The sequence below is a fragment of the Pseudomonas sp. S9 genome (genome assembly GCF_000222125.1).
Classification (GTDB): Bacteria; Pseudomonadota; Gammaproteobacteria; order Pseudomonadales; family Pseudomonadaceae; genus Aquipseudomonas; species Aquipseudomonas segetis.
In genome coordinates, this window is record NZ_AFFX01000006.1 from 95,871 (window position 1) to 120,967 (window position 25,097).

Here is a 25,097-nt window from a genome sequence, read left to right on the forward strand (position 1 = left end):
CCTACGTGCGCCGGCCCCCTAGAATGCTGCGATGCATGATGATCTCTCGCTTCTCCTCAACTCCCTGAATGACGCACAACGCCAGGCCGTAGCGGCCAGCCTTGGCCGTCAATTGGTCCTGGCCGGTGCCGGCTCCGGTAAAACGCGCGTGTTGGTGCACCGTATCGCCTGGTTGATCCAGGTTGAAAACGCTTCGCCCCACAGCATTTTGTCGGTCACCTTTACCAACAAGGCCGCCGCCGAAATGCGCGCGCGTATCGAGCAGATGCTCGGCGCCAGCCCGGCCGGTATGTGGGTCGGCACCTTTCACGGCCTGGCCCATCGCTTATTGCGTGCCCACTGGCAAGAAGCGGGCCTGAGCGAAAACTTCCAGATTCTCGATTCCGACGACCAGCAACGCCTGGTCAAGCGGGTGATTCGCGAACTTGGCCTGGACGAGCAGCGCTGGCCGCCACGCCAGGCGCAGTGGTTTATCAATGGCCAGAAAGACGAAGGCCTGCGCCCGCAACATACTCAGCCCGGTGGCGACTTGTTCCTCGCAACCATGCTGAAAATCTACGAAGCCTATGAAACGGCTTGCGCACGGGCAGGGGTTATCGATTTCTCCGAGCTGCTGCTGCGCGCACTGGATCTATGGCGCGACAAACCGGGCCTGCTGGAACATTACCAACGCCGCTTCCGGCATATCCTGGTGGACGAATTCCAGGACACCAACGCCGTGCAATACGCCTGGCTGCGCATCCTTGCCAAAGGTGGCGACAGCTTGATGGTGGTGGGCGATGACGACCAGTCGATCTATGGCTGGCGCGGCGCCAAGATCGAGAACATCCAGCAATTCTCCAGCGACTTTGCCGACGCAGAAATTATCCGCCTGGAGCAAAACTATCGCTCTACCGCTGGCATCCTCAAGGCTGCCAATGCGCTGATCGACAATAACCAGGGCCGTCTGGGCAAGGGGCTGTGGACCGAGGATGCCGATGGAGAACCCATCAGCCTCTATGCCGCCTTCAACGAACACGACGAGGCCCGCTATGTGGTCGAGTCGATTGAAGATGCACTGCGCAAAGATGGCCTCAAACGCAGTGAAATCGCCATTTTGTATCGCTCCAACGCCCAGTCACGGGTGCTTGAGGAAGCGCTGCTGCGCGAGAAAATCCCCTACCGCATTTATGGCGGCCAACGCTTCTTCGAGCGCGCGGAAATCAAGAACGCCATGGCTTACATGCGCATGCTTGATGGCCGTGGCAACGACGCGGCGCTGGAACGGATCATCAACGTGCCTGCACGGGGTATCGGCGAAAAAACCGTCGAAACCATTCGCGAATTCGCCCGCAGCAACCATGTGTCGATGTGGGAAGCCATCCAGTTGATGGTTGCCGGCAAATTGCTTCCAGGGCGGGCATCTGGCGCACTGGCAGGCTTTATCGAGCTGATCGAAAACCTCGCGGCCAAAGTGCGGGAAATGCCGCTGCACCTGATGGCCCAGACCGTCATCGAGCAAAGTGGCCTGATTGCTTACCATCAGGCTGAAAAAGGCGAGAAGGCCCAGGCCCGCATCGAGAACCTCGAGGAACTGGTCAGCGCCGCGCGCAGCTTCGAGAATGACGAAGATGACGAGCAAACGCCGCTGCAAGCCTTTCTCGGCCATGCCTCGCTTGGGGCCGGTGATACCCAGGCAGCCGAGCACGAAGACAGCATCCAACTGATGACCCTGCACAGCGCCAAGGGCCTTGAGTTCCCGCAAGTGTTTCTGGTCGGCGTCGAGGAAGGCCTGTTTCCGCACAAGATGAGCCTCGAAGAGCCCGGACGCCTCGAAGAGGAACGCCGCCTGGCCTACGTTGGCATCACCCGCGCCATGCAAAAACTGGTGATCAGCTACGCCGAAACGCGGCGCCTGTACGGTAGCGAGACCTACAACAAGGTCTCGCGCTTCGTACGTGAAATCCCATCCGCCCTGATCCAGGAAGTACGGCTGTCCAACAGCGTCAGCCGGCCATTCGGTGGCAGCAGCCAGGGCACCAGCAGCTCGATGTTCGCCGGCAGTGAAATCCCACAAACGGCATTCAGCCTGGGCCAACGTGTACGCCATGCGTTATTCGGCGAAGGCACCATCCTCAACTTCGAGGGCTCTGGCGCGCAGGCACGGGTACAAGTGAATTTTGAAGATGAAGGCAGTAAGTGGCTGATGCTTAGCTATGCCAAATTAGACGCGTTATAAAAACAGCCGTACACAGGGGAAAGAAACAATGAATCTCCGCAATTTGCTCGGCGCTGCCGTCGCACTATTGGCCACCATGGGTCTGGCCGGCTGCAAAGAAGAAGCCAAGGCCACCACCGCCGAAACCAGCAAGCCGGCCCAAAGCGTCCATTGGAAGATGGTCACAGCCTGGCCCAAGAACTACCCAGGCCTGGGTACTGCGGCCGAGCGCCTGGCAGAGCGCGTGTCGACCATGAGCAATGGCCGCCTGAGCATCAAGGTCTATGCCGCAGGCGAGCTGGTACCGGCGCTTGAGGTGTTTGATGCGGTCTCGCGCGGTACGGCAGAACTCGGTCACGGGGCGGCGTATTACTGGAAAGAAAAGGTCCCCGCGGCGCAGTTCTTCACTGCCGTCCCTTTTGGCCTGTCCGCCAGCGAGATGAATGCCTGGCTGAGCAAGGGCGATGGTCAAAAGCTCTGGGATGAAGCCTATGCACCCTATGGCGTAAAACCCATGGTGGTGGGCAATACCGGCATGCAGATGGGCGGCTGGTACAACAAGGAAATCAATTCGCTGGACGACCTCAAGGGTCTGAAGATCCGCATGCCGGGTCTTGGCGGTGAAGTGCTCAGCCGCCTGGGTGCCACCACGGTCAACCTGCCGGGCGGCGAAGTCTTCACCGCGCTGGAAACCGGTGCGATTGATGCAACCGACTGGGTCAGCCCGTACAACGACCTGGCATTTGGCCTGAACAAGTCAGCTAAATATTACTATTTCCCAGGCTGGCAAGAGCCGCAGGCAGTGCTTGAGTTGCTGGTAAACCAGAAAGCCCTCGACAGCTTGCCGCAAGACCTGCGTGCGATCCTCACCGAAGCCACGCTGGCTGCAAATCAGGACATGATGGACGACTATGTCTATCACAACGCCACAGCCCTGGTTGAGCTGAAGAAACAAGGCACAGAACTCAAGCGTTTCCCCGATGAAGTTCTCGCCGCAATGAAGCAGCAATCCAGCGCGGTACTGGATGAACTGGCCGGTCAAAGCGAGCTCAACACACGGATCTGGAACTCAATGAAAGCCTTCCAGGAACAGGTCACGCCCATGCACGAAGTCTCTGAAAAAGAGCTGTACAACTGGCGCTGAGACCTACCTTTATTGAGCCGATGCTCTCTTCACGCCATGTGTCGAGGGCATCATCGCCCAACCCCTCTATTGGCCGCCCAGCGCAGAAAAAACCCGAAACATTCTCGCGCTAGTCATCCAATGGCTGGTGGCGCAGTATCCCGCGCATAGCCTCACTACCTGTTTACCACCAAGAGACACATCCACATGCAACGTTTCATCAGCCTCGCCATGGTGCTTTGCATGGCCATGACTTTCAGCCTTCACGCCGACGCCAAGCGTTTTGGCGGTGGCAAATCGTTCGGCTCGGCGCCAAGCCATCAAACCCGCCAGGCTGCACCACAATCGCAACCCAATGCCAGTGCCGCCACTGCCGGTCGTCCCGCTGCAGCAAGTGGTGCTTCGCGCTGGCTGGGCCCCTTGGCCGGCTTGGCTGCGGGCGGTTTGTTAGCCTCCATGTTTATGGGCGATGGTTTCCAGGGCTTGCAGATCTTTGATTTTCTGATCATCGGCCTGATTGCCTTTCTGATCTTTCGCTTTCTCGCAGCACGGCGCCAGGCCAGCCAGCCACAAACGGCTAATGGCGCGCCAATGCAGCGCGAAATGGCAGGGAATAATGAGCCTGTAGCGTCGATCTTCGGCAACAAGGCTGCCAAACCCGTAATCAATGCGCCCGCATGGTTCAACGAGCAAAGCTTTATCGCCGCTGGCCGTGAGCACTTCATGAACCTGCAACAGCATTGGGATGCCAATGAAATGGAGCAGATCAGTGAGTTCGTGACGCCGCAGTTGCTTGAGTTCCTCAAGCGTGAGCGGGCCGACCTGGGTGATGGCTTCCAGGCCACCTATATCGACGATCTCGTGGTGCAACTGGATGGGGTCGATGACCAGAGCGACAAAACCATCGCCACCCTGACATTCAGCGGTATCGCCAAAACCTCGCGCTTCGATCAAGGTGAAGCCTTTAGCGAAAGCTGGCGTCTTGAGCGAGTCACTGGCGAAAACCAGCCGTGGGTTGTTGCAGGCATCCGCCAGAACGCATAAACCCAGCCCTGGGCGTTGCAACCGACTGAAGTGGCGCAAGGCTGCCAGCGGTTGCAGCGCAAGCCCGGGCTGGATCAAGCTGGCGCTGAGCCGATCAGAGCTTAAGCGCAGCGACCTCGCAGACAACAATCAGGCACATACTTTCACTCGGCAAAATTGCATGCACAATTAGGCTGTTTGCCTGCGCTTGGCTACTGTATAAAGCGCCCATTGCCGATGCGATCCCAGCTCTGCAATCCTACTGCCAGCCATCAACCGTCCAGGAGCCCGCCCGTGGAAGAAGTTATTGATCAACTACGCGAACTGAACGAACCGGTTCCAGTACCGCTTGAGCTACCTGATGAAGAATTACTGGTAGAGATCCAGGAACAAATCCTGATCCACCTGCCTTATGAGCTGCGTGAGTTCCTGCTCAAGGTCAGCGATGTGGTCTACGGCCGCCTTGAACCTGTTACTGCAACTGACCCGCAATCACACACCTATCTACCCGAAGTCGCCTCGGTAGCCTGGTCGCTGGGTGTTCCTCGTGAACTGGTACCCATCTGCGAGGATCGTGGCAATTACTACTGCGTGGAAGAAGACGGCACCGTAGTGCTCTGGGAACAGGACACCGAAGAACTCGGTGAAGAAAACTGGGAGTCGGTCTGGCACTGGGTTCGCGACGTCTGGCTGGAAAGCTGATTGGCATGCGACCACGCAGCAGGCAAAGGCCCTTGAGCGATTCGCTTCAAGGGCCTTTTGTTTTGGACGCTGACTAATTACTCAGCGGGTTCCAGCGTCAACAGGTTAAGCAGGAAGCGCCCGAAGTAACTCAAGTCCTGCTCGACTGCGTGACGCACGCCCTGGCTATCACCGGCCTCCAGTGCCTCCAGGGCATGGCGGTGAAAATCATTCAGGCGTGGTGCCAGGTCGGCCTCGGTGAACAGCCGGTTGAAGAAGGGCCCGACTTGCAGCCAAAGCGACTCGATCATGCGCAACAGAATCGGGTTGCCACACTCGCGGTACAGCATCAGGTGAAACTGACTGTTCTCGTGCAAGTACTGGCCCAGGTCGCGGGTCTGCAGCGCCAGGTCCATTTGCTCGATACAGCTGCGAAAACAGGCGATCTGCTCGGCGCCGATACGCTCGGCGGCCAGCTCGGCGGCCTGGCCTTCGAGGTTAAGCCGAACCTGCAAGATGTGCTGGAAACGCTCGCCGGTCATTAGTGGCACCCGTACCGAGCGCTGCTGCGCGCCCTCCAGCGCGCCCTCGGCCACCAGGCGTTGCAGTGCGGTGCGCACCGGCATCGGGCTGGAACCCCACTGCGCGGCCAAGTCGCGAATCTTCAAGCGCTCGCCCGGCATGAACTGCCCACTCAGCAACGCCTGGCGGATGTTCTGGTAAAGCGTTTCCTGCAGGTTGTCACTCATCACCACCTCGATAACGGGCGGCGCGGGCAACTTGCTGAATGTCAACAAGCAGTTATTGATGGTTAGGGAGCCTTGTTTTCGATGATGCAATTACCGCCATCGACCACCAGCACTTCTCCAGTGATGTAGCTGGCTTCCGGGGAGGCTAAAAATACCACGGCGCTGGCCACCTCCTGGGGCTTACCGGCGCGACCGATTGGTGTGTATCTGGCAGCCTCGACTTCTTCCTGGGTGGTTGAGCCGGTTGCAATCCAGCCGGGCGCAACGCTATTGACTGTAATTCCCTGCTTGGCGACCTCCAACGCCAGCCCCATGTTCATGCCGATCATCCCGGCTTTGGCCGCGCTGTATGCGGACTCACCCGGATTACTCCCCCGGGTACCGGTGGTCGAACTGATGTTGACGATGCGCCCGTAACCCCGCGCCTGCATGCCGGGTAAAACACCACGAATCAACAGGAATGCTGTGGTCAGGTTACGTGCGATCGACAAGTTCCAGGTAGCCAGGTCAGTACTCGCCAGCTCCGAGAAGGGTTCAGGGCTGCCCTGCATCGCCATGCCAGCATTATTGACCAGAATATCGATACGTCCCCAGACACGCTCGGCCCAGCCAACCAGTTGCTCGACCTGGAGCTGATCGGTGAGGTCGGCCGGCCGGCCTTCTACACTGAACCCCTCCAGACGCAGTTCAGCCACACGCTCGGCAATTCGAGCACTGCTGGCGGTGATGATCAACTTGACGCCTTCACGCCCCAGGCGCCTGGCGATGGCAATACCAATTCCGTCCGGGCTGCCTGCGCCACTGATAAGCGCCACCTGTCCTTGCCATGCCGAATCGGTCATCTCACACCTTTGTGATCACATATTTAATGGAATATGGGCAATAGAACCACAATTGTGCAGTCAATTAAACATAGATTGACATAATTGTGATCACAAATATAAGGTGTTTAAAAATTAGAACGAGGTGTTCAATCATGACAGCCAGCGGCATCAGCCCATCCGCCGTAGAAGCATTCAGCCAGCGTGAGCGCGAGCGATTTCTAGCTCGTAACCCCAAGTCTGTCGCACTGGCTGAGCGCGCACGCCATTCACTGTATGGCGGCGTGCCGATGCATTGGATGGCCGATTGGTCGACCCCCGTGCCACTGTTTGTCGAGTGTGCCAAAGGCGCTCGCTTCTATGACGTTGATGGTCATGAATACACCGACTTCTGCCTCGGCGACACCGGCAGCATGTTTGGCCATTCGCCTACGCCATTAGCCCGCCCCATGGCCGAACAAGCCGAGCGCGGCCTGACCACCATGCTGCCGCGCGAAGATGCCGTGGTGTGTGGTGAGTTACTGGCCGAGCGCTTCGGCCTGCCGTATTGGCAAGTTACAGCCACCGCAACCGACTCCAACCGCTACGTGCTGCGCTGGGCGCGGGCTATAACAAAACGCAAGGTATTGCTGGTGTTTGATGGCTGGTATCACGGCACCGTGGATGACTTAATGTTGCGCAGCCGCAACGGTGACACAGTGCATCGCCCGGGACTGGTTGGCCAGGCCTACGACCTCACGCAATACAGCCGCTCGATACCCTTCAATGACGTCGCAGCCCTGGAAGCCGCGCTGGCCCAGGGTGATGTCTGCGCACTGCTGTGTGAGCCGGCAATGACCAACATCGGCATGGTCTTGCCCGAGCCGGGTTTTATGCACAAGTGCCGCGAACTGACGCGTAAATACAACAGCCTGCTGATCATAGACGAGACGCACACCATCTCTACCGACATAGGTGGCTGCACCCAGTTGTGGCAGCTCGACCCGGACTTCTTCGTGGTCGGCAAACCGATTGCAGGCGGCATGCCCTGCGGGATTTTCGGCTGCAGCGCACCGATGGCCGAGGCGATGCAACAGGTACAGCAAGGCGGTAGCGAAGACAACCCGGGCCATGGCCACAGCGGCATGGGCACCACCCTTTCGGCCAACGCACTGGCGATGCATTTCATTCGCGCCAACCCCGAGCAAGTGATGACGCCAGCCGCCTACGCCCACATGCTGCCACTGGCCAAGCGCCTGGCGGATGGCTTCCGCGAGCTGATCAACAAGCACAAGCTGCAGTGGTCGGTGACCGAGCTGGGTGCACGCAGCGAGTTCCAGTTCTGTGCGGTTTCGCCGAAAACCGGTGCCGAGGCCGAAGCGGCATTCCACGATGAACTGCAAATGGCCCTGCATCTGTATCTGATCAACCGGGGCATTCTGATCACCCCGTTCCACAACATGACGCTGTGCTGCCCGGACACCAGCGTCGACGACGTGGACCGGCTCATCAGCACCTTGAATGAAGCACTGACTGAACTGCTGGCAATTCCCGGTGCCCGCGAATAAGCCCGCATCACCTAACTAATCAATGCTGCCCTGCACCTTCTGTGAGAAAACCATGCAATTTGCCCAGATTGATGAAGCCCAAGACTTCCTCGAAAAAAATCCACAGGTGCGCAGCATCGAATTGATGCTGTTCGACGCCAACGGCATTCCTCGCGGCAAGCTGTTACACCGTGATGAGCTACTGGCGATTTATCAAAACGGCCGCGCCTTGCCGAGCTCGATTCTGGCGCTGACCATCAATGGTGAAGATGTCGAATCCAGCGGGCTGGTCTGGGAAGTCGCCGACGCTGACTGCTGGGCCTGTCCGCTGCCGGGCAGCCTGTGCTTGCAGACATGGCGCAACGTACCAACCGCTCAACTACAGGTGAGCATGCATCCCGAACGCGGCTTACCGGCAGCACCGGCAGACCCGCGCCATGTGCTGATCCGGGCAATAGACCGGCTCAAGGCCGAGGGTTATCACCCGGTCATGGCAGTTGAACTGGAGTTCTACCTGCTGGATAAGCAGCGCGACGCCAGTGGTCGGCCGCAAGCTGCACTGCAGAGCAACGGCGTACGTCCGCAAGTGCCACAGGTTTATGGCGTGTATGAACTTGAACAGTTGCAACCCTTCCTCGATGACCTGTACGCCGCTTGCGAGGCACAAGGCTTGCCGGTGCGCACCGCGATCTCGGAGTTCGCGCCGGGCCAGCTTGAGCTGACCCTGGAGCACCGCTTCGATGCCTTGCAGGCGATTGACGAAGGGGTGCGCTACAAGCGCCTGGTCAAGGGCGTTGCCAACCGTCATGGTTTGCAGGCGTGCTTCATGGCCAAGCCTTTTGCCGACCTGTCGGGCAGTGGCCTGCACCTGCATGTCAGCCTCGCCGACGAGCAGGGTAACAATCTCTACGCCAGCGACGATCAGCACGGCACTGATCTGCTCAAGCACTCGATAGGCGGCATGATGGCAACGCTCAACGACACGCTCGCGCTATTCTGCCCGAATGCCAACTCGTACCGCCGCTTTGCAACCAACAGCTACGCGCCACTGGCAAAGAGTTGGGGCGTCAATAACCGCACCGTCTCCTTCCGCGTACCGAGTGGACCAGCCAATAGCCGGCATATCGAACATCGTATCTGTGGCGCCGATGCCAACCCGTATCTGGCCGCTGCGGCAATCCTCGGCAGTATCCACAAAGGCATCCAGGAGCAAATCGATCCGGGTCCAGCGGTGGTCGGTAACGGTTACGAAAAAAACCATGAAGCCCTTGCAACCGACTGGTTGACAGCGCTGCGCTCACTTGAGGCTTCAGACTGGGCGAAGACAGCCCTGGGCGAGGAATTTCTCAAGGTTTATCTGGCCATCAAGTGGCAAGAGTTCAGCCAGTTCATGGGTGAAGTCGGCGAGCAGGACTGGCGTTGGTATCTGACCCACGCCTGAGTCCAATGCGCAGCGACGCCAGCCCTCAAGATAGCCGCAACCCAGCGGCAGGCAGCGCCGGTAAAACATGCAGACCTTACTGAGTGAAACCCGCGCCTTTGATCTGGGTCAGCTTGCTGGAATTTAAATCGTTTCAGCCACTCAAACCTCCCAGCAACCTATATGCTCAAGATCATTCATGCACAAGATTTGCTCAACATAGCCTATGGCACGCATCATGTTGCCTGACTGCAACAACATGGAACGACCCCAACTTGGAGGAAAGTCACTATGAGCACACCTGTCGTCCTTATCACTGGCGCCGCTGGCGGACTCGGCCGGGCCATCGCCAAGCGCTTTTCGCAAAGTCGCTGGCGAGTGACTGCCACTGATGTCGACAAAAGTGGCTTACATTCACTCAATACCTTGGTACCACTCGATTACAGCGCAACCTCGGACCTGCGTAGCGCCAAGAATTGTCATGACCTGATTGCCGCTGTACTCGCCAGCACGGGTCGTATTGATGCGGTGATCAACGCGGCGGGTGTCTGGCGCGAAGGCCCGGTGGAAAAATTCAGCGAGGAAGATTTCGACCTGGTGATGGGCGTCAACCTCAAGGCTGCCTTCTACCTGAGCCAGGCAGCGACTCCGTTCCTGAAAGAAAGTCGCGGTTGTATCGTCAATATTGCCAGTGACGCCGGACGCCAGGCATATCGTGGTTCAGCCGCCTACTGTGCAAGCAAGGCCGGCCTGGTGATGCTCAGCAAGACCATGGCCCTTGAGCTCGCTGAGTTCGGGGTACGGGTCAATGCCGTGTCGCCAGGGGATATCGCCACGCCAATGCTCGACTATCAGGCCGAGCGATACGGCAACGGCAGCCCGAATGCCTACAAGCGCGAGCTGCTCAGCCAATACCCACAAGGCCGCGAGGCGCGCTTCCTGCGTCCGGAAGAAGTCGCCGAGATGGTCTGGTTTCTCTGCCAGCCGGAAGCAGAAGCCATTACCGGCGCCGACATGGCCATCGACTTTGGTTTATCCGCCGGCAAGTAAGCGTTGCCAAAGCGCGCCACGACTGTGGCGCGTGTTTCGCCCGGGCTGGACGAGCCCGCTGCACAGCCCTGCGCGCCAATACCTACTGACTATTGATTCAGGGCTGCAATATGCTTGAATCACCTCTCCCGACCTATACGGACTCTCAGCCAATGGCTCCCGGAAACGCGCAACTGTCGATGACCGTGCTGATGACCCCAGACATGGCTAATTTTTCAGGCAAAGTCCATGGCGGCACCCTGCTTAAATACCTGGATGAAGTGGCCTATGCCTGCGCCAGTCGCTACGCGGGCTGCTATGTGGTCACGCTGTCGGTCGAACAGGTGACCTTTCGCGAGCCAATCCACGTCGGGGAGCTGGTAACCTTTCTGGCTTCGGTCAACTTTACCGGCACCACTTCGATGGAGGTTGGCATCAAGGTGGTTACCGAGAACATTCGCGAACGCTCGGTACGCCACACCAATAGTTGCTTTTTCACCATGGTTGCGGTCGATGAGCAGGGCCGCTCGATAAAAGTACCGCCGCGCCAGCCAGAAACCCCCGAAGAACAGCGCCGCTTCACCAAGGGCCAGCAACGCCGTGCAATCCGCCAGGAGATGGAGCATCGCTACAAGCAGCTCAAGGAACAAGGCTAGACCCAGCCAGCCAACAGCAGACAACATCGGGCTCGGCTGGCAAGATGCATGTCTGTATGCCCTGCGCTGCTCAACCGGAGCCTCACCATGCTGACCCTTGGCAATATTTTCGTGCTCATGCTGCTCGCCACTGCCGGCGCCTGGCTTTGGCATGCCCACGGGTTACGCGAGCGCACCCTGATTCTGGTCAAGCAATACTGCGACAAAGCCGACATTGACCTGCTGGATGAAAACGTCGCATTCCGCAAGATCGCCTTGCTCAGAGATGCCAAGGGGCGCAAACGTATAGCCCGCATTTATGCCTTTGAATTCACCGTGACCGGCGAACAACGACACGCGGGCCAAGTCATTATGTTCGGACCCAATCTAGGCAGCATTGAGCTTGCGCCGCATCCGTTTCGCGAGCCACAAGGCGAAAGTCCACAGGTTGTACGCCAACCGCCACAGGTGATCGAACTCGATCAATGGCGCCGTGAGCGGCGCACGCCCCCACACTGACTCAAAGCTGCTCAAGCCCCTGGCGCGAGCAAGAACTGGCTGACGCGCTCGGCACTGGCTTGCGGAAACTCCTGCATGAAACAGTGGCCGCCTTCGACAACTTGCCCACGCACATGGGCGTTGCTGGCACACAAATGCACCACTGACTTGGCCACGAATGGATAACTGCGCTTGCCGTAGATAATCTCTGTCGGGGTCACTATTTTTTCCAGCGATGCCCATAGCCTACGCGGGTAAGAACTGAAAATATCGGCTTCGCGGCTAAGTCGGCATTTGAGTTCGACCCCCGCATCCGTGTCCTTCAGGGCATGTTCGATGTAGGCACTGAATGCTTGGTCGGTCCAGCCCCGAAACATGCCGCGTCCTTGCAACAAGCCATGGGCCGTGGCGCGATCTGGCCAGACTTTGCGTCGCTTGACGGCTTTGGCAGCCATTCCGGTGCGACGACTGAGTCCGACCACATCCGACAATGCCATGACCCCGATCATTGGCGCCGAAAACAGCACCGGATCAAGCAAGACAGCACGCTTGAACAACTCCGGATGCCGAGCCAGGATCAGGCTGGTCAACACGCCGCCAAAACTGTGCCCGACGGCATACAGCGGTGCATCGGCGAAGCGCTCGCGACCAGCAGCATGCCACGCCTCGACCGCCAACTCGGCATTAAGATTCCAACCATGGAAACGACCACCATGATCGGTTTCGCCGTGCCCCTGGGCATCGCACAGCCAAAGGTCGAACTCTTCAGCCAGAGACCCCAGAATCGGCTCATAGACTCGCCCAAAATAGCCATTGCCATGCAGAAAGTGCAGCACAGGCTTACCCGAAGGCTTTGTGTGCCAACCACGCGAGGTGAAGCCGGCGGAGTTTGCGTGGGACCAGGGAAACAACTGCATGGATTACTGCCTTGTGGATTCGGTCACGCAGTTTAACGATTCGTCTGTATGGGGTGAACCGCAATCAGGCAGGCGCGCAGGCCCTGATCAAGCGTGTCAATGTCTTGTGCCTGTTTGAAAATCAACTCGATACGTGAATCCTTGCGCCATTCGGATTGCTGCCAATGCACGGGCTGATTGTCCAACGCATTGGCAGACAAGCAACCGGCGCTGCTCTGCACAATCAGCTTGGCCCGCCGCCAGGGCTGCGCCAACAGCCATTGCTCCAGGCGCGCCAGTTCAAACTGCTGGCTCGGGTGCCAGCGCCAGCCAATGGTCCAGCCTTCTGCTTGATGATGAACCAGGCGAATAGGTTGGTCGGGGTCACGCCATATTTCTGTCAGTGGCGCCACGCCTTGCGGCAATACGGCCGTGCTGCTTGCAGTGGCGGCGTGGGCGAGCGAGCCTGGTAGTTGCTGCAACTGCAGTTGGGCTTGTTCAGTCCAGATTATCGGCCTTTCTGGCAGTTGACTGAGTACCCGCGACTTATCTGCGGAGCCCAAAGATTGCGACTTGTTGAGCAATATCAACCCGGCACTGCCCAGGGTTGCCTGCTGGCTTTCAGGCAAGGCGACACCTTGGGCCAAGGCCTGGGCATCAAGCACCAACACCGGTGGTTGCACGGCCAACACATCGTGCCAGGGCGCAGCTTGTAACTGCTCGAGTAGCTGCAAGGGGTGGCCAAGGCCGGAAGGCTCGATGAATAACCGGTGGGGCTTGGCCTTGCGCAGCAAACGGCCCAAACCCACCTGGAACGGCACGCCGTTGACGCAACACAAGCAGCCGCCCGCCACTTCACCGAGCGCTACGTCATCGCTGTCAGTACTTAGCAATGCAGCATCCAGCCCTATCTGGCCAAACTCATTGATCAGCACGGCCCAACGCTCGCCCGCAGGCCTTTGCCCCAGCAACTGTCGGATCAAGCTGGTCTTGCCCGCACCCAGGGGGCCGGCGATCAGATGCGTCGGGATGTTTTTAAGCATAATCTTCTGGCATCCAACCTTTGCACATATGCCTGGTATCAAGGCTCAGGAACCGCTGACAAACTACTGCGCCAGATATAACCGATGCGGCGTTGAAAAGCTGAGTCGCCTCCTCACATCCTTAGTTGCTGGCGCTCGCCCTTCGGGCTGCACGCCCGTCGCTTGCCAGCTTTTCAGAGCCCCCTAACGCCATGCCGAACGGCGTGATAAAGTCGCCGGGATATTGATCGGGGGGTATCCAATGCGTTGCCTAGCAGCCGTCTTGTTGTGCGTAACATCCAGCCTGGCCTGGGGAGAAGCCTGCGTGGTGCATAGCCAGGCACAGCGACTGGATGTCAAAGTTTGCCAGCAAAACCGTAGCATCCCAACCAACATGTTTCGCACTGGCTTCTGCAAGCCAGAGCTCAAGGGCCAGAAAGTCGCTGTCGCTTTTGTCGAGCAATGCCCGGCTGGCGCCTATGGCGTATGCCGCAACGCAACCGTTGGCGGAACGCCTTACCAGCAGGACATTCATTATTACGGCGTCGCCAGCGACAGTGCATTCCTCAAGCCGTTTTGCGAAAAGCAAAGCAAAGGCGTATGGATGGCGCGCTGAGTTGCGGGGCTGTAATCAGTTTGTCATCTAATCAGTATTAAATAATCTCAGGTACCAAAACTCCAGGTGTCAGATCACGCACTGACACTTTTTAAGGTGCTTGAGGCTGCTCATAAAGCAGCCTATTTTTTTGCCTGTAATTTACCGCGCAACAGCGATGGCTGTTTCCACCGCTGCGGGAGGCTGCGCGCTACCGCAGCCTGGCCGGAAAGCTTCAAGCCACCTCAGCAAACCAGGGGCCAAATGGATCTGGCAGCTGTAACCAGGCCTCGCTGCCCAACGCCATTTCTGCATCAGTCAGCAAACAGGCGTCGAGTTCGGCACTGAGCCTTTGCAGGTCCATATCCTGCCCGATAAAGACCAGCTCCTGACGACAATCACCGCATGTGCTGTCCCAGTTCTTGAGGATAGCCTGGGTTGATTCATCATCATCGGGCCATTGATCTTGCGGTACAAAGCGCCACCAACGCCCAGCGAAACCATGGCGCAGCAGACCACCTGCTTGCGACCAACTCCCCGCTTCCTGAAACTTGCTTGCCAGCCAGAAGTAGCCTTTGGAACGCAGCAGGCGACCATTGCTCCATTCGCGGCTGACAAACTCAAAAAAACGCTGTGGATGAAATGGCCGGCGTGCTCGATATACCGTCGATGCGATACCGTATTCCTCGGTTTCAGGCTTGTGTTCACCGCGCAATTCTTTCAGCCAGCCCGGAGCCTGGGCTGCACGCTCAAAGTCAAAACGATCTGTATGCAGTATCTTGTGTAGAGCAATTTCACCCATGCTCATTGGCAGAATCTCGGCCTGGGTATTAAGGCCGCGCAAGACCGCCATGAGCTCTTCACGCTCGGCCTGGCTGATCAAATCGGTCTTGCTGATCAGAATCACATCGGCGAACTCAACCTGCTCCACCAGCAAGTCGGTGATCGCTCGCTCATCACCCTCGCCCAACGACTCGCCACGACTGGCAAGGCTTTCAGCCTGATGGAAATCACGCAGGAAGTTAACCCCGTCGACCACGGTGACCAAGGTATCCAGGCGCGCCAGGTCAGCCAGGCTTTGGCCTTGCTCATCACGGAAGGTGAAGGTTTCAGCAATCGGCAGTGGCTCGGAAATGCCGGTGGACTCAATCAGCAGGTAATCAAAACGACCATCACGGGCCAGGCGCGCCACTTCTTCCAGGAGATCCTCGCGCAGCGTGCAGCAGATACAGCCGTTGCTCATTTCGACCAGTTTTTCATCGGCTCGATTAAGGCTGACGTCGCGCTGGACTTCACCGCCATCAATATTGATTTCACTCATGTCATTGACGATCACCGCGACCCGCAGCTTTTCGCGGTTCTTCAACACATAGTTCAGCAAGGTGCTTTTGCCTGCACCTAAGAATCCGGATAACACGGTGACGGGTAGACGATTGGGCATGGTACGAGTCCTCATTGTTCGGGCTAGCCAGGCGCACTTGGCGGCGCTGTTTTCAGGTGCATCTCGAGCCCTGGGCACTGCGGCTTGGGCCGACACCATCCAGGATGTGCATATTTCGACAACACAATATAGGTTATAACATAACATCAACCAAAGTCTTTATCAGTACGGCCCATGAATAAACGGCCGGCTGCCACTAGCCAAGACAGGTCCAAGACGTTCAAACCCTGGCTATATAGGGGTTCCACGTGGAACTCCAGCAGGCTAGCCTGCTGTTAGGGCATGCAGCTGCTAGCCTGGTCGCAAGTTAATTACAGGTTGAACAGGCGCTTGCTCTAGAATGTCTAGATGCCAAGTACAGGCAGCCGATTTGGCTCCTGCACCCAAGCCACCCGAAGCAAGAAGGACAATGCCGAGGTTTGCATGCAAATTGAACTATTGGAAATACGCGATCACCTGAGCCGCTTCCCTCCCTTTGAAGGCTTGCCCGATGAAAGCCTTGATGAGCTGGCGCAAAATACTGAGGTCGGTTATTACAAAGCTGGAACCGACATATTTACTTTTGGCTCTGAAATCAAAGACTTGCATTACGTTCGCAGTGGCGCGGTTGAGGTCTATCGGCGCACCGGGGAGCTGTATAACCGACTGACCGAAGGGGATATTTTTGGCCAGTTTGGTCTGCTGCGTAACCACAAGGTGCGTTTTCCCGCCCGGGCGATTGAAGACAGCCTGATTTATTTCATATCGGGCCAGGTGTTCGAAAAGCTGTGTGAAAACAACGACAGCTTTGCCGACTTTGTCGAGGCAGAGGGACAGTCTCGATTAAAGGCCGCCGTCAGTTCGCAAGGCAAAACCAACGACCTGATGAAGATCAAAGTGCGCAAGCTGATCGATCGCCCTGCCGTGACCGTAGATATCAGTGCCACGGTGCGCGAGGCTGCCCAGGTTATGGATGCGCACAACGTTTCCTCGGTGCTGATCGTTGACCCAAGTGTTGAGTGGCCAAACTCGCGCCTTACATCGGTTGCCAATCAAGCAATGCACGTCATGGTCGGTATAATCACCGATCGCGATTTCCGCACCCGCGTTGTCGCCCAAGGCTTGTCGGCCGACACCCCGATTACCGAGGTGATGACCAACAACCCAATCACTTTGCAGTCGGATGACTCAGTGTTTGAAGCCATCTTGTGCATGCTGCGCAATAACATTCATCACTTGCCGCTGGTGCATCGGCGCCGTCCTGTTGGCGTGGTGACACTGGCCGACATCATCAAGTACGAATCGCAAAGCAGCTTGTACCTGGTCAATAACGTATTCAACAAACAGTCCGTTGATGAGCTGGAAAAACTGCTACCCGATATTCGCGCCACCTTCATCCGCATGGCCAACGAGGATGCCAGCGCACACATGATTGGCAGCGCGATGTCAGGGGTTGGACGCAGCATCAGCCAGCGCTTGCTGGAGTTGGCCGAGCAAGAATTAGGCCCGGCACCGGTTCCATACAGCTTCATGGCCCTGGGCTCGATGGCCCGCGATGAACAGTTGATCGTAACCGACCAGGACAATGCCCTGGTGCTAGACGACAGCTTCGACGCCAAGCTGCATGATGATTACTTCCTCAAGCTGGCGACCTTTGTCAGCGATGGCCTGGCGGCATGTGGCTACATCTATTGCAAGGGTGGCATCATGGCCACCAACAGTAAATGGCGCCAACCGCTGCATGTATGGAAGCAATACTTCAACGACTGGATCGACAACCCAAACCCTGAAAAGCTGCTAAACAGCAGCATTTTCTTTGATCTGGACAGCATCTACGGCGAAGCCGAGCTGGTTGAAACACTAAAGGACCTGCTGGCCGAACGTGCCAGTGACAGCCCGAGGTTCCTGGCGGCCTTGGCCCGCAATGCCTTGAATCGTACGCCACCGCTGGGCTTCTTCCGCCAGTTCGTGATGGAAACCGACGGCCAACAGAAGCACATCATCAATCTCAAGGGACGCGGGACCGCACCCTTGACCGACCTGATACGTGTTCATGCCCTGGCTTGTGGCTCGAAAGCCCAGAACTCGCTGGATCGCCTGGACGCAATCGCCGCAACCAAGCTGATGACGCCAGAGGCAATCAGTCATCTGCGCTATGCACTAGAGTTCTTGTCCCTGGTGCGTATCCGCCACCAAGCATTGGCCCTGACCGAAGGTGGAGATGCAAACAACTACATTGAGCCCGAAAAATTCACCTCGACTGAACGGCACAATCTCAAGGAAGCGTTTCAGGTACTGAGCCAGGCGCAGAATTTCATGCGGTTCCGTTATCCCTACAATGCGCCGCAAAAACCTCGGCCTTCGGTATCTCAACGATGAGCGTGTTCGTACCGCGCCCGCTCACCGTGCAGTGGCAAGAGCAGTATCAAATACTGGCTGAACACGCTCGCGATCAACGCCTGGCACGATTTTATCGAGCCCCCATGGTCAGCGCTGATACCCCGCTCGACCAGGTGCCATTGCTTGCGCTGGATGTCGAGACCACAGGGTTAGATGCGCAAAATCACTGCATCGTCAGCCTCGGCCTGATTCCATTCAACCTCCAGCGCATTCACTGCAGCCAGGCCCGCTACTGGGTGGTAAAGCCAAAGTCTGAACTGAGCAGTGAATCGATCACCTTTCACCACATTACCCATTCGGACATCCGCTATGCACCGCGTGTTGAACAGGTCCTGGGGGAATTGCTGGAGGCCATGACGGGCTGCGTGATGGTCGTGCACTACCGCAATATCGAGCGGTCATTCCTTGATCCCGCGCTGCAACAAGCCGTTGGCGAACGCTTGCACTTTCCAGTCATTGACACCATGGAGCTTGAGGCCAGGATTCATGGCAGTCAGCGCAAGCCCAGCTGGTGGGATCGTTTGCGCGGAAGGCAGCCCACCTCGATTCGCCTTGCCGACAGCCGCCTGCGCTACAACTTGCCCCTCTACCAGGCGCATCATGCCCTGACCGACGCACTGGCCACAGCAGAGCTGTTGCAGGCGCAGATCGCGACACACTACTCGCCGGAAACGGTCATTGGTGACCTGTGGAACTAAACCGGACTGGTTCCATTAAAAAGGCGCCTCCGTTACCGGGGCGCCTTTGCTTGAAGCCTGAGCACCTTAGCGCCGCGGTTCAGCCATCAAGCCTTTGACAATGGCAATACAGCCCACCAACAACACAACGGTGAACGGCAATCCTGTGGACACCGCCATGGCCTGCAATGCACCCAAGCCTCCGCCAAGTAACAGGGCAATCGCCACCACGCCCTCGGTAATCACCCAGAATACGCGCTGAGGAACCGGAGCATTGACCTTGCCGCCAGCGGTGATGGTATCGATCACCAACGAACCTGAGTCAGAGGAAGTCACGAAGAACACGATGACCAGGACGATACCGATGAACGAGGTGATCTCAGACAACGGCAAATGAGCCAGCATGGCAAACAGCTTAAGCTCAAGGGCAGCATCCTTGACCCCGGCAAAGCCCTCGGTCACAAACTGGCCGATTGCAGTGCCGCCAAATGCAGTCATCCACAAAACCGATACCAGCGACGGCACCAACAGTACCGAGATCAGGAACTCCCGCACCGTACGGCCACGGCTCACACGGGCGATAAACATACCCACGAATGGCGACCAGCTAATCCACCACGCCCAGTAGAACGCAGTCCAGCCCTGGGTGAAGTTGGCATCCGCACGGCCAAAGGGGTTCGACAGCTCAGGCAGGTAGGTGGCGTATGCCGCCAGGTTGCTGAAGAAGCCGGTGAAGATCGCCAGCGTCGGCCCGACCACAATGATAAAGCCAAGCAGCAGCAGCGCCAGGCCCATGTTGATCTCGGACAGGACCTTGACGCCTTTACCAAGACCCGCCAACACAGACAGCAGGGCAATACCGGTAATGCCGACGATCAACAACACTTTGCTAGTGTCGGTAAGCGGCATTCCGAACAGATGGTTAAGCCCCGCCAGCGCCTGCTCGGCACCCACACCCAGCGATGTAGCCAAGCCAAACAAGGTGGCAAATACCGCGAGAATATCAACCAGGTGACCCGGCCACCCCCACACGCGCTCACCCAGCAGCGGGTAGAAGATCGAGCGGATGCTCAGCGGCAAGCCCTTGTTGAACGAGAACAACGCGAGCGCCAGAGCCACAATCGCGTAGATCGCCCACGGGTGCAGGCCCCAGTGGAAGATGGTTGCCGCCATGCCCAGTTTCGCAGCCGCTTGTGCATCACCTACTGCGCCGCCCAACGGGGCCCAGTCTGTGCGCACACCATCAGCACCGACGGTAACGCCAGCCATGGACGTGTCAAAGTGCGTCATGGGTTCGGCAACACCATAGAAAATAAAGCCGATGCCCATGCCCGCAGCAAACAGCATGGAAAACCAGCCGATGTAGGTGTAGTCCGGCTTGGCATCCATCCCACCCAGGCGCACCTTGCCCAGAGGCGAGACAATCAACACCAGGCAAAGCACCACGAAGATATTGGCGGCGCTGAGGAAGAACCACGCCAGGTTATGTGTCAGCCAGTCGCGCAGCGCGCTGAACAGCGGAGCGACCTGATCTTGCAGGGCCAGGGTGATAACCACGAACAGCACTACGGCAAGGGCAGAGATGCTGAAAACCTTACCGTGGATATCCAATGAGAAAAAATATTTGCCGGTAATATTGTCTTGGCCAATCACATAATCGGTATCGATTAGCGTGGACTTACCGGAAGGAGCAGGAATGCTGTCTAAACGCTCCTCCTGCGGATTGGTGTCATGCGAAGGGTCTTTCCCCATATTGAAATACTCCTTTTTATTGCATTTCGCTGACTATTCATAAGGCGCCAACGCCCTCTTTCCCGGTATAACACTCCGCCTGTAACTTCATGCAAAAACAAGTCTCGAACTTGCTCGAGTCAATACTCTCAAAGGCATTTGACGGCCCGGAACAGCCAAAAGGGTAACAGGTCTGGGCGTTTCCTGCTGACGCCAGCCGTACAAAGGCGCTAACGTTAACCACGCAATAAGCTAGGTAGCCTCCATAACTACTCTAGTCGTGCTTTTTCAATGCCGGGGTATTTAGACAGGAATAAATATGGACATGGACATCGTTATCCCGGCATTCGCCACCTATAGACTCGCCGCTGTCCATGTTTGCGGCTTGATCGCGGCGTTGCATGCGATATTCACGGTAAGGACATCCCAAGGCGCGCTTGCATGGGCCATCTCATTGTTTTTCATGCCTTATTTGACCCTGCTTCCCTATCTGATTTTTGGTCGCAGCGGTTTCGATGCCTATGTAGAGGCCAGGCGCGAAGCCGATGCAGAGATGCACGCGGCCATGTCCAAGCTGAACTGGAGACCCTGGGTCGAGGAGGCTGTTTCAGCCAGTGAACTACCGGTTTATCAGCAGCTCAGAGCCTTGCCCCGACTGGGTGATATGCCATGCCTGGCCAATAACCACGTTGCGCTTCTGATCAATGGCGAAGCAACTTTTGCAGCGATCTTCAAGGCTTTGGCCTCGGCCAAGCAGGTTATCTTGATCCAGTTCTTTATCGTCAAAGACGATGATCTTGGCCGACGCCTGCGCGATATATTGCTTGAGCGCGCAGCCGCAGGCGTCAGTGTTTACTTTTTGTACGACGGTATCGGCAGCCATAGCTTGCCACGCCGCTACGTCGAAAGTTTGCGCGACGGCGGCGTGCAGATGCATGCATTCCCAACCGGTGGCGGCATTCTCAACCGCTTCCAGCTCAACTTTCGCAATCACCGCAAGATTGTAGTGATCGATGGCGAGCATGGCTTTATTGGCGGGCACAATGTCGGCGACGAATACCTTGGCAAACGACCACCGCTTTCGCCCTGGCGCGATAGCCATATAGAGATCAGCGGACCGTTAGTCGCCTGCCTGCAGGAGTCCTTTGCCGAGGACTGGTTCTGGTCAACCCGGCAATTGCCACGATTGCTGCTCGCCGACGTATTCAGCAGTGACGGCGTGACGTGCAAGCTGATTACCAGCGGCCCGGCTGACGCCCAAGAAACCTGCTCGCTGATGTTTGTCGAGGCGGTGCAAGCGGCAAATGAACGCATCTGGATCACCTCGCCCTACTTTGTGCCCGACGAATCACTGGTTGCTGCGCTGCGCCTGGCCGTTATTCGTGGCGTTGATGTACGCATCCTGATTCCCTCGCGACCGGATCATCGCACCGTGTTCGCCGCCAGCAACCTCTATGCCTTCGACGCGGTTCGCGCTGGCGTCCGGGTGTTTCGCTATCAGCCCGGGTTTATTCATCAAAAAGTCATGCTGATTGACGATTTTGCCAGCGCAGTGGGCAGTGCCAACCTGGATAACCGCTCGTTCCGCCTTAATTTTGAAATCACCCTGCTGACAATCGATAAAGCCTTTGCAGCAGAAGTCGAGAAAATGCTGCTCGAAGACTTCAGCCAGAGCATCGAGATACACAACGCAGACCGCAGGCGCGTGCATCGGCTGCGGAAAATCCGCATGCGTATCGCACGCCTGCTGTCACCGATCCTGTAGCACTCAAACTCAAAGCATCCAGTCGATCGGTAAAAACGACAAAAAGCCAACGGCCATGCGCACCCAGATGCTGCTTCCCGGCTCAGTGTCGTAGCTGATGTGCCCGGAAGCACTTTGCTCGACCCACTTCAGATCGCCGTTTTCAGCCAGCATGACCCGATAAGCACTCAGTGCCAGGTCCTGATCGAACGCCAACTCAATCCTCTTCGCCAGCAATGGGCTGTCGATTACAAACCCCAGCTCGGTATTGAGCTTGGCCGAGCGCGGATCAAAGTTGAACGAACCGACAAATACGCGCTGACCATCCACGGCAAAGGTCTTGGCATGCAGGCTGGAGCCACTGCTGCCGAATACTTTGTGTTTGTCCGCCTTATCGCTTACAGCGGACTGGCGGCGCATTTCGTACAGCTCAATACCTGCCTGGAGCAGGTCCTTGCGTGCCTTGGCATAGCCTGCATGCACGGCGACGACATCTGTGGACTCAAGTGCATTGGTCAGGATGCGTACCTTGACCCCGCGCCTGCTCATTTCGCTAAATGCCTCAACCCCGGCGGGCGTCGGCACGAAGTACGGCGATACCAATTCAACATGGCTGTTCGGGCGAGCAATGATTGCCCCGACCTGATAGGTCAAAAGCTGTTCGGGAGCGACCTTGCCCAGGCCTTTTGCCGGATCATCACTGACCATCCGGGTATTGGCCCAAATCAACTCGAGCTGCCCATGGAGCAACTGATTGATAAACTGCAATTTCTTGAGCGCTGCGACATATTCAGTCGCCTTGGGGCTTTGCCTTAGCCTGTTCGCCGTCGCCGCAACCTCTGCGCGTTCAGAGACGCTGGCAGCAGGCATCAAGCGATTAACCGGGTAGGCCGAACCGCTGTCCCAGTAACGATCGAAATCATCGGAGACCTGCCTGACCACAGGCCCCACTGAAAGCACATCCAGGTCGGCAAACAGCACGCCATCCGTGGCAGCAAAGTATTCATCACCGATGTTCCCCCCGCCAACAATACTGGCCATGTTGTCGGCGGTGAACGACTTGTTGTGCATCCGGCGATTGGCGCGGGAGAAGTCGGTCAGAAACCCCAGCCACTTAGCGCTACGCGAAGGGAACGGATTGAACAGGCGTACTTCAATCTTTGGGTGGCTGTCTAGCGCAGCAATCTGTGGGTCGATGCCCGATGTGCCGTTGTCATCAAGCAGCAAGCGCACCCTGACACCACGGTCAGCAGCCTCCAACAGGGCCTGCAAAAGCAAGGTCCCGGTGGTGTCGCCACGCCAAATATAATATTGCACATCCAGGGTCTGTTGCGCCGCCTGGGCGAGCAGCGCCCGTGCGGCAAAGGCATCTCTCGGGCTGGCCAGTGGGTAAATACCGGATATGCCCGGATTTGACTGCGTCATCGGCGTTATCGCCCTGCCCAAGCGCGTCTCTTTCGCTTCACCAAGGGGCAATGCACTGGACAGGCTTCGCCCCTCAAGCGAGGGCAAGGCGCCACAACCGGCGAGCAGTGAAGCACAGAGGGAAAGACTCATAAGGCTTACTCGGCGTCTTGGGTTTGGGCTCATGGACTGCTTTATCGACAAAAATGAATTAATTCGGCGAGCACTGAAGCCTCTACAGTCGTTGTTGGCGCTTCACTAAATAAAAGGCCCGCCAGAGGCGAGCCTGAATACTACAACTTGAAGTGACCTAGTTGGCTTGCTGTGGTTTCAGACCACCGCAATCAGCACCGACCCAACGTGCATTGGTTTGCATGGTGCCGTGCTGTTGCTTGCCCTGATGGTTAAAGGTGCTGGTGACCGTGCTGGTAAACTGCCTGTCGTTGATGAAGCGCGTCTCGCCCTGCCCTTTAGCCTGCGGGCAGTCAAAGGTGAACGCCCAGAGCTTGTCGGAGCGATCGGTAACTGTCTGCTTACAGCCCGACTGCTCTTGCAGCGGCAACTCATCAGAGTTGACCAATGCCTCGCTCAGGCAGACCTGGACACCGCTATCGCCCAGTTGCACGCCTTGTTTGGCCAGCATTTGCTCCATCATCTGGCGTTGCTCGGGCGGCAGGGTTTTGAGTTTTTCGATCATCACGTCCATCGCGGGCATCTGTTGGCCATCAAACGCCATGTTGCTGGTACTGATTTCCCACAGACCCGGCAAAATAGGTGCAGCACTGGCCAGCATCGGGGCGACGCCAAGGCCAAGTACCAGGGTTTTGATCAATCGCATGCACATAGTCTGCTCCAGAAATCAGTCGATAGTGACTCAACCAGTCTAGCCGGAGTCGATCAATTAGCCGACTCAGTTGTAACCTGCTCTCGATAAACCTCAAGCCCACGCGCTTTATAGTTGCTCAGCGCACTGGGGTGATCGAGGGTACAGGTATGCACCCACACCCGCTTAACACCTGGCCAGGACCAGGCAGACGCTAATGCGTGGCTGGGCAAGGGGCCACCAAAACCTTGGCCGAAAAAGTCCTGAGCCAAACCAAAATACAGGATTTCCACATCACCTTCGGCACTCATTTGCAGCTCGTAGTAACCGGCGATTGCACCTTTGGAGTATGCCACCCAGGTGCGGTGCTGATCGCTGTTGATCAATGCCTGCCATTGCTCATCGGTCCAGACCAGTTTATCTGTCCACAACCAGGGTTCGCCCACCAACTGGTAGAGAAAGCGGTTGAGCTGAAACTGCTTGTGCTGGCACTCGATGACACTTAACTCAGCAGGCAATGGCTTGGCACGCAATTGCCCAGGGCTGAGCATCTGCAGGTAATAAGTGGTGTAGGTCAGGCCACTCACAATCAAACTCTCTACAGACTGGATTAATAAGGGTGCAGACGAAAAAAACCCCCACTGGCAAAACCAAATGGGGGTTCTCTCCATCATACAACCAGT

The 25,097-nt window shown here is 57.2% G+C and carries 22 protein-coding genes; 13 read left to right on the plus strand and 9 right to left on the minus strand.

Annotation, left to right across the window (positions count from 1 at the left end; translation table 11 throughout):
- The first annotated feature begins 31 nt into the window (after window positions 1-31).
- The 4 genes from uvrD to PSES9_RS0113820 all read left to right on the plus strand — a co-directional run bounded on the left by uvrD (window position 32) and on the right by PSES9_RS0113820 (window position 5,045).
- Window positions 32-2,218: a DNA helicase II gene (gene uvrD / locus PSES9_RS0113805; protein ID WP_010487765.1), complete on the plus strand. Its 2,187-nt coding sequence runs from the start codon at window positions 32-34 to the stop codon at window positions 2,216-2,218.
- A 28-nt stretch (window positions 2,219-2,246) separates the two neighbouring features.
- A complete protein-coding gene (locus PSES9_RS0113810) occupies window positions 2,247-3,341 on the plus strand; it encodes a TRAP transporter substrate-binding protein (RefSeq protein ID WP_010487766.1) in 1,095 nt (364 codons plus the stop codon).
- Between the two features lie 186 nt (window positions 3,342-3,527).
- The gene (locus tag PSES9_RS0113815) at window positions 3,528-4,364 is read left to right on the plus strand and encodes a Tim44 domain-containing protein (RefSeq protein WP_010487767.1); all 837 of its coding nucleotides are present in this window, start codon (window positions 3,528-3,530) and stop codon (window positions 4,362-4,364) included.
- A gap of 273 nt (window positions 4,365-4,637) precedes the next feature.
- Window positions 4,638-5,045 (plus strand): SMI1/KNR4 family protein, encoded by a 408-nt coding sequence (locus PSES9_RS0113820; RefSeq protein WP_010487768.1) that lies wholly within the window; start codon window positions 4,638-4,640, stop codon window positions 5,043-5,045.
- A 77-nt stretch (window positions 5,046-5,122) separates the two neighbouring features.
- Here the strand turns inward: PSES9_RS0113820 and PSES9_RS0113825 are convergent, their stop codons facing one another.
- On the minus strand, window positions 5,123-5,773 hold the full coding sequence (locus PSES9_RS0113825) for a GntR family transcriptional regulator (RefSeq protein WP_029529557.1): 651 nt from the start codon (window positions 5,771-5,773) through the stop codon (window positions 5,123-5,125).
- Window positions 5,774-5,835: 62 nt separating this feature from the next.
- Window positions 5,836-6,615, minus strand: coding sequence for an SDR family NAD(P)-dependent oxidoreductase (locus tag PSES9_RS0113830; protein ID WP_010487773.1), 780 nt, complete (start codon window positions 6,613-6,615; stop codon window positions 5,836-5,838).
- Window positions 6,616-6,749: 134 nt separating this feature from the next.
- On the opposite strand from PSES9_RS0113830, the gene PSES9_RS0113835 reads away from it, so the two are divergent.
- The 5 genes from PSES9_RS0113835 to PSES9_RS0113855 all read left to right on the plus strand — a co-directional run bounded on the left by PSES9_RS0113835 (window position 6,750) and on the right by PSES9_RS0113855 (window position 11,723).
- A complete protein-coding gene (locus PSES9_RS0113835; RefSeq protein ID WP_010487775.1) occupies window positions 6,750-8,141 on the plus strand; it encodes an aspartate aminotransferase family protein in 1,392 nt (463 codons plus the stop codon).
- A 52-nt stretch (window positions 8,142-8,193) separates the two neighbouring features.
- A complete protein-coding gene (locus PSES9_RS0113840) occupies window positions 8,194-9,561 on the plus strand; it encodes a glutamine synthetase family protein (RefSeq protein ID WP_010487777.1) in 1,368 nt (455 codons plus the stop codon).
- A gap of 270 nt (window positions 9,562-9,831) precedes the next feature.
- Complete coding sequence (locus PSES9_RS0113845) at window positions 9,832-10,590, plus strand: SDR family NAD(P)-dependent oxidoreductase (RefSeq protein ID WP_010487779.1); 759 nt, start codon at window positions 9,832-9,834, stop codon at window positions 10,588-10,590.
- 152 nt (window positions 10,591-10,742) lie between these two features.
- A complete protein-coding gene (locus PSES9_RS0113850) occupies window positions 10,743-11,225 on the plus strand; it encodes an acyl-CoA thioesterase (protein WP_010487781.1) in 483 nt (160 codons plus the stop codon).
- A gap of 87 nt (window positions 11,226-11,312) precedes the next feature.
- Complete coding sequence (locus PSES9_RS0113855) at window positions 11,313-11,723, plus strand: DUF3301 domain-containing protein (RefSeq protein WP_010487782.1); 411 nt, start codon at window positions 11,313-11,315, stop codon at window positions 11,721-11,723.
- An 11-nt stretch (window positions 11,724-11,734) separates the two neighbouring features.
- Here PSES9_RS0113855 and PSES9_RS0113860 read toward each other — a convergent pair whose 3' ends face one another.
- On the minus strand, window positions 11,735-12,619 hold the full coding sequence (locus PSES9_RS0113860; protein ID WP_010487784.1) for an alpha/beta fold hydrolase: 885 nt from the start codon (window positions 12,617-12,619) through the stop codon (window positions 11,735-11,737).
- 32 nt (window positions 12,620-12,651) lie between these two features.
- Window positions 12,652-13,641 carry a CobW family GTP-binding protein gene (locus PSES9_RS0113865; RefSeq protein ID WP_010487787.1) on the minus strand — a complete coding sequence of 330 codons (990 nt, stop codon included), beginning with the start codon at window positions 13,639-13,641 and terminating at the stop codon, window positions 12,652-12,654.
- Window positions 13,642-13,882: 241 nt separating this feature from the next.
- Here PSES9_RS0113865 and PSES9_RS0113870 point away from each other — a divergent pair, with 241 nt between their 5' ends.
- Window positions 13,883-14,236, plus strand: coding sequence for a hypothetical protein (locus PSES9_RS0113870; protein ID WP_029529558.1), 354 nt, complete (start codon window positions 13,883-13,885; stop codon window positions 14,234-14,236).
- Between the two features lie 214 nt (window positions 14,237-14,450).
- On the opposite strand, the gene zigA is transcribed toward PSES9_RS0113870, so the two are convergent.
- Window positions 14,451-15,656, minus strand: coding sequence for a zinc metallochaperone GTPase ZigA (gene zigA, locus PSES9_RS0113875; RefSeq protein ID WP_010487791.1), 1,206 nt, complete (start codon window positions 15,654-15,656; stop codon window positions 14,451-14,453).
- A 423-nt stretch (window positions 15,657-16,079) separates the two neighbouring features.
- Between zigA and PSES9_RS23600 the strand changes: the two genes are divergently transcribed.
- Both PSES9_RS23600 and PSES9_RS0113885 read left to right on the plus strand, forming a co-directional pair.
- Complete coding sequence (locus PSES9_RS23600; protein WP_036988254.1) at window positions 16,080-18,014, plus strand: DUF294 nucleotidyltransferase-like domain-containing protein; 1,935 nt, start codon at window positions 16,080-16,082, stop codon at window positions 18,012-18,014.
- Window positions 18,011-18,733 carry a 3'-5' exonuclease gene (locus tag PSES9_RS0113885; protein ID WP_010487794.1) on the plus strand — a complete coding sequence of 241 codons (723 nt, stop codon included), beginning with the start codon at window positions 18,011-18,013 and terminating at the stop codon, window positions 18,731-18,733. The genes PSES9_RS23600 and PSES9_RS0113885 overlap by 4 nt, the downstream gene beginning before the upstream one ends.
- A 66-nt stretch (window positions 18,734-18,799) precedes the next feature.
- Here the strand turns inward: PSES9_RS0113885 and PSES9_RS0113890 are convergent, their stop codons facing one another.
- On the minus strand, window positions 18,800-20,464 hold the full coding sequence (locus tag PSES9_RS0113890; RefSeq protein WP_010487795.1) for a BCCT family transporter: 1,665 nt from the start codon (window positions 20,462-20,464) through the stop codon (window positions 18,800-18,802).
- 304 nt (window positions 20,465-20,768) lie between these two features.
- Here PSES9_RS0113890 and cls point away from each other — a divergent pair, with 304 nt between their 5' ends.
- Window positions 20,769-22,208 carry a cardiolipin synthase gene (cls, locus tag PSES9_RS0113895; protein WP_010487796.1) on the plus strand — a complete coding sequence of 480 codons (1,440 nt, stop codon included), beginning with the start codon at window positions 20,769-20,771 and terminating at the stop codon, window positions 22,206-22,208.
- Window positions 22,209-22,217: 9 nt separating this feature from the next.
- Here cls and PSES9_RS0113900 read toward each other — a convergent pair whose 3' ends face one another.
- The 3 genes from PSES9_RS0113900 to PSES9_RS0113910 form a co-directional block, all read right to left on the minus strand.
- A complete protein-coding gene (locus PSES9_RS0113900; protein ID WP_051120976.1) occupies window positions 22,218-23,777 on the minus strand; it encodes a phospholipase D family protein in 1,560 nt (519 codons plus the stop codon).
- Window positions 23,778-23,901: 124 nt separating this feature from the next.
- Complete coding sequence (locus PSES9_RS0113905) at window positions 23,902-24,435, minus strand: DUF3617 domain-containing protein (RefSeq protein WP_010487798.1); 534 nt, start codon at window positions 24,433-24,435, stop codon at window positions 23,902-23,904.
- 53 nt (window positions 24,436-24,488) lie between these two features.
- Window positions 24,489-25,001 (minus strand): GNAT family N-acetyltransferase, encoded by a 513-nt coding sequence (locus tag PSES9_RS0113910; RefSeq protein ID WP_010487799.1) that lies wholly within the window; start codon window positions 24,999-25,001, stop codon window positions 24,489-24,491.
- Between the last annotated feature and the right edge of the window lie 96 nt (window positions 25,002-25,097).

What these genes read in the sequence shown, in the direction of transcription:
- PSES9_RS23600 (WP_036988254.1), top strand. Translation starts at nt 16,080, where the DNA reads ATGCAAATTGAACTATTGGAAATACGCGATCACCTGAGCCGCTTCCCT.
- PSES9_RS0113825 (WP_029529557.1), bottom strand. Translation starts at nt 5,773, where the DNA reads ATGAGTGACAACCTGCAGGAAACGCTTTACCAGAACATCCGCCAGGCG.
- PSES9_RS0113890 (WP_010487795.1), bottom strand. Translation starts at nt 20,464, where the DNA reads ATGGGGAAAGACCCTTCGCATGACACCAATCCGCAGGAGGAGCGTTTA.
- PSES9_RS0113860 (WP_010487784.1), bottom strand. Translation starts at nt 12,619, where the DNA reads ATGCAGTTGTTTCCCTGGTCCCACGCAAACTCCGCCGGCTTCACCTCG.
- PSES9_RS0113865 (WP_010487787.1), bottom strand. Translation starts at nt 13,641, where the DNA reads ATGCTTAAAAACATCCCGACGCATCTGATCGCCGGCCCCCTGGGTGCG.
- PSES9_RS0113850 (WP_010487781.1), top strand. Translation starts at nt 10,743, where the DNA reads ATGGCTCCCGGAAACGCGCAACTGTCGATGACCGTGCTGATGACCCCA.
- zigA (WP_010487791.1), bottom strand. Translation starts at nt 15,656, where the DNA reads ATGCCCAATCGTCTACCCGTCACCGTGTTATCCGGATTCTTAGGTGCA.
- PSES9_RS0113830 (WP_010487773.1), bottom strand. Translation starts at nt 6,615, where the DNA reads ATGACCGATTCGGCATGGCAAGGACAGGTGGCGCTTATCAGTGGCGCA.
- cls (WP_010487796.1), top strand. Translation starts at nt 20,769, where the DNA reads ATGGACATCGTTATCCCGGCATTCGCCACCTATAGACTCGCCGCTGTC.
- PSES9_RS0113845 (WP_010487779.1), top strand. Translation starts at nt 9,832, where the DNA reads ATGAGCACACCTGTCGTCCTTATCACTGGCGCCGCTGGCGGACTCGGC.
- PSES9_RS0113905 (WP_010487798.1), bottom strand. Translation starts at nt 24,435, where the DNA reads ATGTGCATGCGATTGATCAAAACCCTGGTACTTGGCCTTGGCGTCGCC.
- PSES9_RS0113810 (WP_010487766.1), top strand. Translation starts at nt 2,247, where the DNA reads ATGAATCTCCGCAATTTGCTCGGCGCTGCCGTCGCACTATTGGCCACC.
- PSES9_RS0113870 (WP_029529558.1), top strand. Translation starts at nt 13,883, where the DNA reads ATGCGTTGCCTAGCAGCCGTCTTGTTGTGCGTAACATCCAGCCTGGCC.
- PSES9_RS0113885 (WP_010487794.1), top strand. Translation starts at nt 18,011, where the DNA reads ATGAGCGTGTTCGTACCGCGCCCGCTCACCGTGCAGTGGCAAGAGCAG.
- PSES9_RS0113900 (WP_051120976.1), bottom strand. Translation starts at nt 23,777, where the DNA reads ATGAGCCCAAACCCAAGACGCCGAGTAAGCCTTATGAGTCTTTCCCTC.
- PSES9_RS0113835 (WP_010487775.1), top strand. Translation starts at nt 6,750, where the DNA reads ATGACAGCCAGCGGCATCAGCCCATCCGCCGTAGAAGCATTCAGCCAG.
- PSES9_RS0113815 (WP_010487767.1), top strand. Translation starts at nt 3,528, where the DNA reads ATGCAACGTTTCATCAGCCTCGCCATGGTGCTTTGCATGGCCATGACT.
- uvrD (WP_010487765.1), top strand. Translation starts at nt 32, where the DNA reads ATGCATGATGATCTCTCGCTTCTCCTCAACTCCCTGAATGACGCACAA.
- PSES9_RS0113840 (WP_010487777.1), top strand. Translation starts at nt 8,194, where the DNA reads ATGCAATTTGCCCAGATTGATGAAGCCCAAGACTTCCTCGAAAAAAAT.
- PSES9_RS0113855 (WP_010487782.1), top strand. Translation starts at nt 11,313, where the DNA reads ATGCTGACCCTTGGCAATATTTTCGTGCTCATGCTGCTCGCCACTGCC.